This window comes from Streptomyces sp. NPDC057136 (genome assembly GCF_042670885.1).
GTDB lineage: Bacteria > Actinomycetota > Actinomycetes > Streptomycetales > Streptomycetaceae > Streptomyces.
Genome location: NZ_JBHUUV010000001.1, coordinates 84,565 through 97,395, shown reverse-complemented (window position 1 = coordinate 97,395; position 12,831 = coordinate 84,565). Strand labels below are relative to the sequence as shown.

At 67.7% G+C, this 12,831-nt stretch carries 12 protein-coding genes and 1 pseudogene; 9 read left to right on the top strand and 4 right to left on the bottom strand.

The genetic code is table 11. The features are described from left to right. The first annotated feature begins 225 nt into the window (after window positions 1–225). On the top strand, window positions 226–393 hold the full coding sequence (locus ACFT7S_RS00455; protein ID WP_382725008.1) for a hypothetical protein: 168 nt from the start codon (window positions 226–228) through the stop codon (window positions 391–393). A 209-nt stretch (window positions 394–602) separates the two neighbouring features. Then, window positions 603–3,392 (top strand): GH32 C-terminal domain-containing protein, encoded by a 2,790-nt coding sequence (locus ACFT7S_RS00450; RefSeq protein WP_382725006.1) that lies wholly within the window; start codon window positions 603–605, stop codon window positions 3,390–3,392. A 214-nt stretch (window positions 3,393–3,606) separates the two neighbouring features. Here ACFT7S_RS00450 and ACFT7S_RS00445 read toward each other — a convergent pair whose 3' ends face one another. After that, window positions 3,607–4,506 (bottom strand): NAD(P)H-binding protein, encoded by a 900-nt coding sequence (locus ACFT7S_RS00445; protein ID WP_382725004.1) that lies wholly within the window; start codon window positions 4,504–4,506, stop codon window positions 3,607–3,609. 183 nt (window positions 4,507–4,689) lie between these two features. Then, a complete protein-coding gene (locus ACFT7S_RS00440) occupies window positions 4,690–5,505 on the bottom strand; it encodes an oxidoreductase (RefSeq protein ID WP_382725002.1) in 816 nt (271 codons plus the stop codon). A 374-nt stretch (window positions 5,506–5,879) separates the two neighbouring features. Here ACFT7S_RS00440 and ACFT7S_RS00435 point away from each other — a divergent pair. Beyond that, a pseudogene (locus ACFT7S_RS00435) lies at window positions 5,880–6,385 on the top strand (TetR/AcrR family transcriptional regulator). Between the two features lie 86 nt (window positions 6,386–6,471). Here ACFT7S_RS00435 and ACFT7S_RS00430 read toward each other — a convergent pair. Continuing rightward, window positions 6,472–7,041 carry a TetR/AcrR family transcriptional regulator gene (locus ACFT7S_RS00430; protein ID WP_382725000.1) on the bottom strand — a complete coding sequence of 190 codons (570 nt, stop codon included), beginning with the start codon at window positions 7,039–7,041 and terminating at the stop codon, window positions 6,472–6,474. Window positions 7,042–7,292: 251 nt separating this feature from the next. After that, the gene (locus ACFT7S_RS00425) at window positions 7,293–8,585 is read right to left on the bottom strand and encodes an SNG1 family protein (RefSeq protein WP_382724998.1); all 1,293 of its coding nucleotides are present in this window, start codon (window positions 8,583–8,585) and stop codon (window positions 7,293–7,295) included. An 812-nt stretch (window positions 8,586–9,397) separates the two neighbouring features. Between ACFT7S_RS00425 and ACFT7S_RS00420 the strand changes: the two genes are divergently transcribed. The 6 genes from ACFT7S_RS00420 to ACFT7S_RS00395 all read left to right on the top strand — a co-directional run bounded on the left by ACFT7S_RS00420 (window position 9,398) and on the right by ACFT7S_RS00395 (window position 12,776). Next, on the top strand, window positions 9,398–9,853 hold the full coding sequence (locus tag ACFT7S_RS00420; protein ID WP_382725870.1) for an MMPL family transporter: 456 nt from the start codon (window positions 9,398–9,400) through the stop codon (window positions 9,851–9,853). Between the two features lie 55 nt (window positions 9,854–9,908). Further along, window positions 9,909–10,610, top strand: a complete 702-nt coding sequence (locus tag ACFT7S_RS00415) for an SDR family oxidoreductase (protein WP_382724996.1) — start codon at window positions 9,909–9,911, stop codon at window positions 10,608–10,610. Window positions 10,611–10,720: 110 nt separating this feature from the next. Then, window positions 10,721–11,599 carry an alpha/beta fold hydrolase gene (locus tag ACFT7S_RS00410; protein WP_382724994.1) on the top strand — a complete coding sequence of 293 codons (879 nt, stop codon included), beginning with the start codon at window positions 10,721–10,723 and terminating at the stop codon, window positions 11,597–11,599. Between the two features lie 34 nt (window positions 11,600–11,633). Beyond that, window positions 11,634–11,849 carry a CocE/NonD family hydrolase gene (locus tag ACFT7S_RS00405; RefSeq protein WP_382724992.1) on the top strand — a complete coding sequence of 72 codons (216 nt, stop codon included), beginning with the start codon at window positions 11,634–11,636 and terminating at the stop codon, window positions 11,847–11,849. Then, window positions 11,837–12,286, top strand: coding sequence for a hypothetical protein (locus ACFT7S_RS00400; protein ID WP_382725868.1), 450 nt, complete (start codon window positions 11,837–11,839; stop codon window positions 12,284–12,286). The genes ACFT7S_RS00405 and ACFT7S_RS00400 overlap by 13 nt, the downstream gene beginning before the upstream one ends. A 154-nt stretch (window positions 12,287–12,440) precedes the next feature. Continuing rightward, a complete protein-coding gene (locus ACFT7S_RS00395; protein WP_382724990.1) occupies window positions 12,441–12,776 on the top strand; it encodes a CU044_2847 family protein in 336 nt (111 codons plus the stop codon). The last annotated feature ends 55 nt before the right edge of the window (window positions 12,777–12,831 follow it).

Sequence of the window (12,831 nt, the reverse complement as noted above, 5' to 3'; positions counted from 1 at the left end):
TGGCAGGGTGTCGGACTGCCGCGCACTCCAGGAGCTTGCATGAGGAGAAGAACAGCCCTCAGGGTCGTGTCCGCCGCTGTCGGCGGCGCCGTCGTACCGCTCTCGTTCGAATGCCACCGGCGTGCTGCGCTCCGCCACCGTGGTCCTCGGCGGAGACGGCGTGATCGACCTGCTCGTGTCCGGCGGCAACGACCTTGACCGGCTCTACGCGGTGGTCGCGGCAAGGTGCTGGCCAAGGCCACCGGCCGCGGCGCCGAGCAGTACCGCCGTGTCGTCTTCGACCTGTCCGCCCACATCGGTGACCGGATCTACGTCGAGATCGTGGACCGCGCCACCGGCGGCTGGGGCCACATCAGCGTCGACGACGTCAACGTTCCCGTCCGGCGCCCCTGAGCACCCGCCCCACCTCGCCTCCCCGCACTCGATGTCCTGCACCCGCCGGCGTCCAGGACAACGCCCTGCCCGGCCCACACACCTCAACCCCGTCACCGGAGGTTCGGATGCGAACGCGATCACCAGCCAGACCAACGACAGGAACCAGGCGTGGCGTTGTGCGCCTGCTGCTCGCGCTCACGGTATGTCTCGGGCTGACATCGTCCCTGATGTCGGAGCCCGCCATCGCAAGCGAGACCACCCTGTCCAACCCCCGCTTCGAAACCGGCGATCTCAGCGGTTGGACCACCACCGGAACAGCCTTCAACGGATCGGTCACCGACGAGCCGGGCTGGGGGTGGGGCTGCTGCTTCAACCAGGAGGGCACCCACCACCTGTGGGGATTCGCCGGCGGCAGCGACGCCCCCACCGGAAGCGTCACATCCGAACCGTTCACACTGACCGGTACGGGAATGGTCAGCGCCCTGGTGTCCGGCGGCCGTAACGAAGCCCAGCTGTACGTCGCACTGACGGCACTGGACGGAACCATCCTGCACAAGGCCACCGGAACCGACGACGAGGCGTACCGCCGCGTCACCTGGGACGCCCGCGACCACCTCGGCGAACAACTGCGCATCACCGCGGTCGACCAGGCCACCGGAGGCTGGGGCCACATCAACCTCGACGACATCCGAGTCGGAATCGACAAGGCGCCCGACCCGGCCCAGGAAGGGCTGGCCGCCTACTGGGACTTCGCCGAAGGCCAGGGCACCGCGACCACGGAGCGGATCAGCCAGGCCGCGGACCCCATCAGCTACGTCTTCAACGACGCGGTGTACAAGCCGGACAGCGACCCTCTGTGGCGCACTGAGTCCGAAGAGGAAGGCGACCTCTCCGGCGCCCTCCTGTTCGACGGCTACTCCACCTGGGTCACACGCGCCGCGTCACAGACACAGCTCCCCACGGACGGCATGACCGTCGAAGGGTGGGTCGCGCCACGCGCCTTCGAATGGGGCGACGAGGGCAAGCCCTCCGCCATCGTCAACCAGCAGGACAAGGGCGCACGCCGCGGCTTCTCCCTCGGCGTCGGCCGGCACGGGATGTGGGAGTTCGGTGTCGGCACCGGTGACGCCTGGTACGAGACGGCAGTCCCCAAGACAGCGGCCCTCGCCGCAGGTAAATGGGCCCATCTCGCCGCGGTCTTCGCGCCGAGCCAAAGCGCCATCAGGCTGTACCTGAACGGCGAGCAGGTCGCCCAGACCACCATCCCCGCAACCGCCCGTCTGGCCAAGGCCGACGTCCCCCTGATCATCGGGCGTCACAATCAGCCCACCGTCATCAACGGCACCTTCGCCGCGAACATGTTCAACGGCCTCATCGACGAGGTGAAGGTCCACACCAACCCGCTCACCTCCGCCTCCGTCGCGGCGAGCCATGACCAGGACATGCGGACGTTCGGCGGAGGCAGCATCCCCGAAGCCCGCATGGACATGGACCGCTCACGCTACGACGGTGACCGCTACCGTCCGGGCTACCACTTCACCGCCCCCAACCACTGGATGAACGAACCCCACGCCCCCATCCAGGTCAACGGCAAGTACCACCTCTTCTACCAGCACAACTCCCACGGCCCCTACTGGCACAACATCAGCTGGGGGCACGCGGTCAGCGAGGACCTGGTGCACTGGCGTGACCTGCCCGCCGCCCTCGCCCCCACCGCCGACAGTGTGGCACCCGACGGCGTCTGGTCCGGCGACTCGACGCTCGACGAGAACGGCGTCCCCGTCCTGCTGTTCACGGCCGGCAACGACTCCCAACGCCCCAACCAGGCGACCGGCCTCGCACGCCCCGTCGACCCCAGCGACCCCGACCTGGTCGAGTGGAAGATGCACCCCACCCTGGTCACCAGCCAGACCGCCGATCTGAACGTCGGTGACGGACGGAAGGTCCGCTACGGCGACTTCCGCGACCCCTACGTCTGGAAGGAGGGGGACACCTGGTTCCAGCTGATGGGCTCAGGCGTCCAGACCACCTCGGGCACCGACGTCGGTGGCACCGCCCTCCTCTACACCTCCAAGAACCTCACCGACTGGACCTACTCGGGACCCCTGATGGTCGGTGACGTGGCGGCCCACCCCAAGACCGGCCAGGTCTGGGAGCTTCCCACCTTCCTGCCCATCGGAAAGGACGCCGAAGGCCGCCAGCGCCGGGCGCTGCTCGTCAACCCGGCCTTCCCCGCCGGCCCCGGCGAGTACAGCAGCAAGTACGTCTACTACTGGGTCGGCACCTGGGACGCCCAAACCCGCCGCTGGATACCCGACACCACCACGCCCAGGCTGCTGGACTACGGCGACCACTTCACCGGCCCCAGCGGAACGGTGGACGACAAGGGACGCTCGCTCGTCTTCAGCATCGCCCAGGACCGGCGCACGGAACGCGCCCACTACGACGCCGGCTGGGCCCACAACGCCGGCCTCCCCGTCGAACTGTCCATGCTGCCCGACGGAGACCTGGGCCTCAGCCCCGTGGAGGAGGTCTCCCGCCTCCACACCGGCGAACCGCTCCTGGACATCAGCGGACCGACCTCCGTCACCGACGCCAACACGCGCCTGGCCGACATCAAGGGAGACATGCTCCACATCAAGCTGACCATGGAGCGAGGCAGCGCCGGCACCTTCGGACTCGACGTGCTCCGCAGCCCCGGAGACGAGGAACGCACCCGGCTCTTCTACGACGCCGCCGCAGGACAACTGGGCGTCGACCGAACACGATCCGGGAACAACTCCAGCGCCGAGCCCGACCTCGGCATCCAGAAGGGCCCGCTGACGCTCTCCGACGGCAACCTGACACTCGACGTGTTCCTCGATCGCTCGATGATCGAGGCGTACGCGAACTCACACAAGTCCATCACCACCCGCGCCTACCCCTTCCGGCAGGACTCCCTGGGCCTGCGACTGTTCGGGGACGGCAGCGTCGTCAAATCCATGACTGTCTGGAAGATGGGCAACATGGCCGACTGACCCAGGCGCCCACCCGCACGTTACTGACGGCTCAGCGGCACTGGGCTCCCGTGCTCACAGTCCGCTCGGCCCGCGGCCTCGTCGCTGCGGGCCGAGCATGCATTCGCAGAGGCATCGCTCTCCGGCGTGCACGGCTCCGTTCCCGGGAGGGCACGGACTCTTGTCGTTACAGCCCACGGGCGTCGATTGACGGCGTTCGGGATCGCTCAGCGGCTCAGGCAGACGCCGGCTTCCGGATGCGCGGATGGTTCTCCAGCGCCCAACGCACGGTCTTCGGCGGGCGCCCGAGCAGGGTTTCCAGCTGGTCGGTGACGCCGCGGTACCCCCCGCCGCCCATCAGCCGGGTCAGGGCCTTCAGGTGCTCCGCAGTGTGCGGAAACTCGGCCAGGGCACTGTCCACGTAGGTCTCGTTCCAGGTTTCGACGTCTTCGGGAACGTAGACGACCTGGCGTCCCAGCGCGGCCCCGTAGTCCTGTGCGAACCCGTGCATGTCCTTCAGTTCCGGACCATTGAGCTCGTAGGACTTCGAGATGTGTGGCGCCGGGTCGACCAGGATCTTCACGCACAGCTCCGCCACGTCGTAACCGACGATGGGCGCGAGCCGGTGGTGGCCGAAGGGCAGGCGCAGTTCACCGTTGCTCAGCGGGGCCAGCGCAAGCCAGGTCAAGATGGGGTTCTCGACGAACATGGCCGCCCGCACGTTGACGGTCGGGAGGCCGGACCAGTCCAGCACCTGCTCGGCGACCCAGTGAGCCCGCTGCTGCGGTGACCAGTCCGCGATGAGTCCGCCGAGCCACGCACGCCGTTCTTCCTCCGGCGCGGTCATCTTCTCGAACGTCATGAACGACTGCTCGTACTCGGAGATGTTGACGAAGACCTCGATGTCGCCCTGGGCCCGTGCCGCCGCCGCCATCAAGCTGACGGCGTCGGTGTAGTACGGCGACAGGCTCATGCTGAAGTAGATGCGGCGGACGCCCTTCAGCGCGGCGCTCACATCGGCGATGGTGAGCAGGTCACCGACGAAGACCTCGGCCCCTGCCTGGCGGAGCGAGTGGGCGCGTTCGTCGTCCTGGCGCACGAACGCGCGCACCGGGTGCCCTTGTTCAAGCAGCATGTCGACCATCGTTCGGCTCACGCCACCGATTTCGCCGGCGGCACCGGTGATCAGGATGGGAGTGCGCTCTGGCATCAATGTGTCCTCTGTCTGGTTGGGTGAGTCAGCTGTTCAGAAAGCCCGGATGTGGTCGGCGACCGCCTTGGGCTGCTTGGAGTGAACGCGGTATTGGGTCTCTTTGCGTCAGCCGGCCAGTCGGTTGTACTTGCGGATCTGGGTGTAGAAGATCCGGGAGGGAACGATGCGGCGCAGCGTGCTGATGCGCCCTGCCAGCGGGCCGGTGGTGTACCGCAGCTTCGGATTCCGGTCCGTCGCTGCCGCCACGATCGCCTTGGCGACGGTGGCGGGGGCGTCGCCGTCCCTGACCGACGTCGCGATCACCTGGTCGGCGATGCGGCGCTGCTTCTCGTAGACCTGCAGGGGCGTGTCGGGCTGCGTGCTGTTCGCCTCGAACCCGGTGTTGGTCCCGCCGGGTTCGACGAGGAGGACCCGCACGCCGTGTTCCCGGACCTCGTGGTCCAAGGACTCGGAGTACCCCTCGACCGCATGCTTGGACGCGGCATAGGCAGCCAGGTATGGCGCCGGGATGAGACCGAAGATCGACGAGAGGTTGATGATGCGTCCGCCTCCCCGGGCTCGCATGTGCGGCAGGACCTCCTTCACCGTGCGCATGACGCCGAAGACGTTGATGTCGAAGACGCCCTGGGCCTGCGCGACAGAGTTTTCCTCCGCCGCCCCCGTCAAGCCGATACCGGCGTTGTTGACCAGGACGTCAATCCGCCCGAACCGGTCGACCACCTGCTGGACCGCGGCGGTGACCGATTCGTCGCTGGCTACGTCGAGGTCAAGGAACGTCACACCGTCGAGCGGCGTGACGCGCGAGGTGTCGCGGCTTGTGCCGACCACGTCGAAACCCGCTTCGACCAGTGCGAACGCGCTTGCCCTTCCGATGCCGGATGACGCACCCGTCACGAGTGCCACCGGCCGAGTTTTCGTCATCACAGGCTCCCTGAGTCATTCGAAACCGATCGGTTTCCCTCCACCGTAAACCGATCGGTTTACGTGCGCAAGCTCGGGCAGGGAACCGATCCGGGCCACGTCACCGGCTGCCTTCCGGGCGATCCGTCACCGGAAGGTCGGTGCGTTCGACGGCGCGTCCGCGCGAGGCGTTGCGCCGTACGGTGCGGGAGCTTCGCGGCGCCTGCGGGATCTCGGGGGCGGCCGGGCGGAGCGCTGACATGAGGCGCAGCAGCCCGGCTCCGTGTCATGGCTGCCGGCATCCCGTGGTGTAGGGGCAATGAGCCTGTAGGTCCGCGCCTTTAGGCGGCTTGCTGCCTGAAAGGAACCTGGCCGGCGTCAGTCAGAATGACGGCATGGGCAGGATCAGTGCGCAGGAGAGACGCGAGGGCGTCATCCGCGCAGTGATCGCCGAGTTCGCGCTCATGGGCTACTGCGGCACTTCTGTCGAGGTCATTGCCAAGCGCGTCGGTGTCACATTGCCGTACCGCTTCCGGCTCTTCCCGGGCAAGAAGACGATCTTCGTCGCCGCCTTGATGCGGAGCATGGAAGACGCCGCATGGCTTTCGAACGGGCGGCCAACGGCGTGGAGGGCGGAGAGCAGGCCCTCCACGCAATGACGAACGCTTACACGGGACTGATCTCGACGCACCCTGAAACGCTCCTGTTGCAGATGCAGGGATACGCCATCGTGGCCGCCGCCGAGGCTCAGGGCGATGACCGGATCAGCGAACTGCAAACCGTGCACCTGCCGCTGGGGTGCGATGTCAACGAGACGGCGACCTTCCTCGCGCACGGCATGCTCGTCAACACCCTTACGGCCATTGGGCTCGCCTCTGATTGCCGGGAAGCAAGGGCGTGAAGCCATGGGAGCTGCGCCGGCTGCCGGAGACGAGCATCAACCCGAAGAGCGCATCGGTCACCCGAGCCTGCTCGAAATGGGATGCGTCAGCGCACGCCTGCTGCGTCGAGCAGGGTGCCCACCGTGGGCGCGATGAGCCCTGTCAGCCTGTCGGCTCCGATCCCTGCGCGGGCGCTGGCGCCGTCGAAGACCAGGCTGAGCTGCCGGGCCAGCAGGTCGGGATTGCTTGCGCCACCCTGTTCGGCCCCGGCGCGGAAGAAGGCTGTCAGGTTCTCCTTGATCCGGTGGGCCACCCGGCTTGCGGGGTGGCTCTGATCCTTGAGCTCGATCTGAACAGCCAGGTACGGACAGCCTCGGAACTCGGGCGCACCCGCCTGCAACTCCACCTGCTCGAAGACGTGCAGGATCTGCTCGCGAGGTGAACGGTCATCGTCAGCTGCAGGCAGGAGTGTCGCCACGAAGGCAGATGCGCGTTGCTCCAGGCTTGCCGCCAGCAGTTCGTCCTTGCTCTCGAACAGCTGGTACATGGAGCGCTTCGACACCCCCGCCGCCTTGCACAGTGCCTCGACGCCGATGCCGACACCATCTCGGTAGGTGAGCGTGGCCGCCGCCTCCAGCAGCCGCTCTCGGGGACTTGGCTTCGCCTCGGTGGTCATACCGCGAGATTAACTCGATTCCGACGAAATGAAAACCGATCGGTTTTTGGGGTCCATAGGGGGCGGTACCCGGCGCCGCGCACAGCTGAGCGCACACCTGAGGTCCGCAAAGAGTCGCGGCGACGGCCCCGGGGGAGAGACCGTCGCCGCGCCTTGCTGGTGTGGCGCGCCTGCTGTCCCCGCAGGGCGACACACATGGGGGTCACTCCGCACTATGACCCCGTCCTGGGTGGACGCGTGCGTACGTTCCGCTACGCCGGGAGGGCGGCTTTCTCAGCCTTCGTCTCGAGCGGGATGCGGTGCAGCCCCTTGCGGTCGTACCACCCCGTCACGCCGAAGCCGAACAGCGCGGCCACCATGAGGCCGGCGGCCATCATCACCCAGCCCCGGGTCAGACCCGCGTCGCCCTGGGCGTCGTAGTAGAGGATCGAGCGGATGCCATCGGTGATCTGCCGCAGCGGCTCGAACTCCGCGAGGAAGCGGTAGAAGGCGGGCAGCGCCTCGATGGGGGTGGTGGCCCCGGCCGTCGGCACCGCCATCCCGATGAAGATCAACGTGACCACCAGCATGCCGGGCGTGCCGAAGACGGCAAGGAGTGTGAGAGCACCGATCCCGGAGACCGCGATGGCGCACACCGAGTACAGCCACAGCAGCGACAGGTGGTCGGCGTCCATGCCCATGACGCCGACCGCGCCCACCATGACCAGGCTCCCCATCAGCAGGGACAGTCCGGCCATGAGGGTGCTGCTGATGGCGAGGGTCTGCACGCGGGTCGCCCGGATCAGCGGGCGGTGCAGGCGCCGCGGGCCCATGTCGTTGTGGGTGTAGCCGAGGGCGTGGTCCACCTGACCGCTGATGACGTTGGCGGAGAGCATGCCGCAGACCACGAGGACCAGCGCGTAGTAGAACGCCGTCAGGCCCAGACCGCTGTGTGAGTCGAGCGGGTGCCCGTCCTTCACTGTGACGGCGGCGGGGTCGGCGAGCAGGATGCGCGTGGCTGCGGGCAGCTTGGTCTGCCCGGCCCGTGCGGTCAGTTCCCTGCCCACCTGGAGTGAGGCGCTCTCGGCCGCCTGAGTCGTCGCCGTCCGAGCCAGGCCGGAGCCCAGGCTGCCGGCGGACTGGTTGGTCAGCACCGTCAGTGTTGGGCGAACGGGGCTCTTGGCGCCTGCGGCGGCGGTCAGTGTGGTGATGGAGGCGGTGAAGCTGTCGGGCACGACGAGCGCGCCGTACAGCTTGCCCTTGCCGAGTTCCTCCCTCGCCTCCTTCTCGTCCATCACCTTCCAGTCGATCTTGTCCCCGCTCGCAGTGGACTTCTTGACCGACTCGGTGATCTGCGCTCCCAGGTTGATCTGCTTGCCCCCGGCGGCGGTCCCCTTGTCGGCGTTGACGAGACCGACGGGCAGCTTCTTCATGTGATCGACCGGATCGATGTTGGCACCGACGTAGAACACGGTGAACAGCAGCGCGAGAACGCCTGTGATGACGCCGTTGGCGATCCACAGGGGTTTGGCGCGCAGGACGCGGAAGGGGTGAATCCCACTCATGACTTACTCCGGTCTCGACAACACAGCCGCATCGGGAGGAGACCGGACGGCGTCGTTGCGGGCCGGCGACCCTCAGAACGTTCAACCCTCGGCGCCCACGGCCGCCGAAGAGCGGTGGCCCTGACTGCCGTCGGTGACGGCGCCCAGATCGCGCTCAGACCGTTCCCTCATATGAAACCGGTCGGTTTCGGCTCATCGTAAACCGATCGGTTTTCAAATTCCAAGTCGAGGTCTTGATCTCTGTCCCAGCAGTGCCGGGAGGCTGCCTGCCGGCGACAGGGCCGGCCGCGCGGTCGGCATGTCCCGGCTGATATCCGTGTTCGCCGCTATCCGGTCGAAGCGTCGTACACGGAAGAACGCCTCCTGCACCAGGAGCAGGCTCCCGTGTTCGCCGATGGCAGCGAGGGCGTTCGCGACCGAGTACGGGTGGGGTCGGTCGGAAGCAGGGATGGCGACAACCTCTGCGTGGAGCGAGTGGGCGGAGGGCGCTGGGTCAGGAGGCTGCGGGGCGTTGCGTCGGGGGGTGCCAGCCGCCGGTGACTTCCTTGACGGGTTTGTGGGGGGAAGCGGCGCTGGGCGTATTCCTGGGCGTGTGAGCCCGGTAGGACGTAGAGGGTTTCCTTCTTGTCCTGGAGTGGTCGCAGGACCGCATGCTGGGCTCCCTGCGGACGATCTCGACGGCGACGCTGAGATGGGCGCCATGTTCTGCTCGGCTTCGATCCGACGGGCAACATCGAGCCCAATGTGCCGATCATGCTGTTCGCGCTGATCTTCGGACTCTCCATGGACTACGAGGTGTTCCTGTGTCCCGGATGCGGGGGCAGTACGACCAACTGGACGACAGCACGGCCGCCGTGGCGACGGGGCTGCAGTCCATCGGCCGCCTGGTCGTGAGCGCCGCGCTGCTGATGTGCGTGCCGCTCGCGGCGATCGGGATGAGCGGCGGGCTGACCATGAAGCTCTTCGGCGTCGGCACGGTGTTCGCGGCCCTGGTGGACGTGCTGGTTGTGCGCATCCTGCTGGGGTCGGCCGTCATGAAGCTGATGGGCAGGGCGGCTTGGTGGGCTCCGGGCCCGCTGGCCCGCTTCTGCGCCCGGTACGGCATCAAGGAGACCCGATGTGCCGACCGACACCGACAAGCCGGTTCCCGTAGCGGGCTGAACCCGGCGAGGAGGGGCCGAAGCGCCTTCCCCCGAGGCGCTTCGGCCCCCGTTTCCGCCTTCGGTGACGCGGCCCGGACCGTTTCACTGTCTGAGCTTGCACATTGAAACCGATCGGTTTACGGTAATGGAAACCGATCGGTTTCTCATTGTGGAGGTAGTCATGACCGCACTGAAGGGCGCAAACGTCTTCGTCACCGGCGGCAGCCGCGGGATAGGCAAGGCCCTGGTGGAGGAGCTCTATGTGCGCGGCGCCGGCAAGGTGTACGCCACGGCCCGCGACCCGCGCAGCGTGACGCATCCCGACGCCGTCCCGGTGCCACTGGAGGTCACCGACCCGGCTTCCGTGGCGGCGGCCGCCGCGCAGGCGGAAGATGTCACCGTACTGATCAACAACGCCGGTGCGGCCGTCGGCGCGTCCTTCCTCGAGTCGCCGGTCGACGACGTGCGCCGGGAGTTCGAGACCAACTTCTACGGCCCGCTGCTGGTCGCCCGGGCCTTCGTGCCGGTCATCGAGCGCAACGGTGGCGGCCACATCCTCAATGTGCACTCCGTGCTGTCCTGGCTGGCCCTCGGCGGCTCCTACAGTGCCTCCAAGGCCGCTCTGTGGTCGCAGACGAACTCCCTGCGCCTGGAGCTGCAGCCGCGCGGTATCGCTGTCACCGGACTGCACGTGGGATACGTGGACACGGAGCTGGCGGTTGGCGTCGACGCACCCAAGTCCGACCCTCGTGACGTCGCAGTACTCGCCCTCGACGGCGTCGAGGCGGGAGCGTACGAGGTTCTCGCCGACGACATCTCACGGCAGGTCAAGGCGGGCCTTGCCGGGGACCTGGCAGAACTGTATGCGCAGCTGGCGAGGTAGGGCGCGGACCGCAGCGAGGGCCGTGGTCGCGCGCCATCGGCGTCACCGCCCTCCCTGCCGGACCGTACCCAGGTCACCCATCCGCAGTTCACACACAGGGAGTCGGCGAGATGGTCAACCAGGAGTCACGTCCCACGATTCACATCCCGGGGACCACCAGCCACACCATCGCTCCGCGCAGGGGATGCCACCTCCGTGAGGGAACGCTGCGCTACCTCAAAGCGGGCACTGGTGCTCCCGTGGTCCTGCTGCACACCGTGCGCACGCAAGCCGAGCATTTCCGCTCCCTCATTCCGTTGATCTCGGATCACTACACCGTGTACGCCCTCGATCTCCCGGGGATGGGCTACTCCGAGATCGTGCCTGGTGCGTCCTACCAGGAACCGGAGATGCGCGCGGGCGTCGAGCGGCTCCTCACCGAACTCGACCTCTATGACGTGACGTTGGTCGGGGAGTCCCTGGGGGCGGTGCTCGCCCTGACCGCCGCGGCCGATCTGCCGGAGCGGGTACGGCGCGTCGTCGCGGTGAACACGTATGACTTCCGCGACGGAATCGCCCGGTCCAGCCCACTCGCCCGCATGGTGATCGGCGGTGTTCTCACTCCGGGAGTGGGCCCCGTGGTCGCCCGGCTGGAGAACAAGACCGTACTTCGCGGGATCCTGCAGGGCGGGCTGGGTGACAAGACCGCTTTGCGGGCGGACTACGTGGACGAGCTCCTCCAGGTGGGCAGCCGCCCCGGCTACCCGACCGTCGCCCGGGCCGTCTACCAGAACCTGCCCAGCCTCATCGCGGCCCGCTCGCGCTACACCGAAGTCAAGGCCCCCATCCACCTCGTCTACGGAGAGAAGGACTGGTCCCGGCGGTCGGACCGGGAAGCCGACAAGGAGCTGCTGCCTGCCGCCGATTTCATGCAGGTGCCGGGAGCAGGCCACTTCATCGCTCTGGAACGGCCCGACGTGCTGGGCGACCTGTTGAACACGGTGGCGTGACCGCCCGGCGTCTTGGCGCACAAAGGAGCAGCACATGACGGAGATCCAGACCGAGTTCGATGTTCCGGCGGAGATGCGTGACGGCACGGTGCTGCGCGCGGGTGTCTACCGGCCTGGCGGTACGGGACCGTGGCCGGTACTGCTGAGTCGGCCGCCGTACGGCAAGAACACGCCCGTGGCGGCCATCGGGCTCGATCCCTTGGCGGCGGTCAGGCGCGGCTTGATGGTCTCAAGGCGATCGCGCCGCTGATCACGCGGTCCGATCCGGACGACGGCCTGTGGACGCGGGGCGGCGCCATCGAGCTCGGCATCACCGTGCCCTGGTCCCTCATGCAGGGCGCCGACACCCTGATGCGCCGGCACCGCACCGACCTCGACGGGCTCGTGAGCAGCGTCACCGGGCTCGTGCAGGATCTCGACGGCCTGGCGAGCGGCGGTATCGGGGAGCTGCCCGCAGGGCGGCTTCCCGCGTTCGCCCGGCACGGCCTGCCCGAGCTGGGCTATGAGCCTTCCCGGCGGGAGCCCGACTGGGCGCGGTCCTGTCGCGTCGCGGGCCGGCACGACGAGGTCGACCTGCCGACGTTCCAGCTCGGCGGCTGGTACGACATCTGTCGTGATGGGCCTGTACGCCGAGTTTCAGCCGGCCGACCGCATCTCCGCACAGCCTTCCGGCCTTGGTCAACCTGACGCAGAATCCACCGAGCTCAGGCCAGGCGCTGCCGCCTGTCGGCGACACCGCACCTGCGGCGCCGGCATCTGGATCACGAAGTCATTGGAGTACTAGGCGAATTGACGCTCAGTAAGTAGGTTGGCTGTCTCGGTGACCGAAGGGGCGGACGGCATGACACGGATCGGGGAGATGCGGCTCAGTGATGGGACCGCGTTGCGAGTCGAGGTCGACGGCCTGCAGGACAGCGGAATTGATCGGGTGGGCCGGGGGTCGCCTTCCGATGTGGTCCGCGGCTCCGCCGAGACCCTTCAGGATGCGCTGGCGCACATCAGGCCGGCGGTCGAGGCGGTCGCTGACTGCGTCAGGGGTCTGACGAGCGCGCCTGACACGGTGAGCGTCGAGTTCGGGATCAAGCTATCTGCGGAAGCAGGAGTCGTGGTGGCGAAGGCGGCGAGCGAAGCCAACTTCGCTGTGCGTCTGGAGTGGAACACGAGCGAGCCGCAATGACGAGCCCGGCGGCTTTACGTGGGGGGAGGCCGCTGGAGTCATCGCTCGTCCGGAT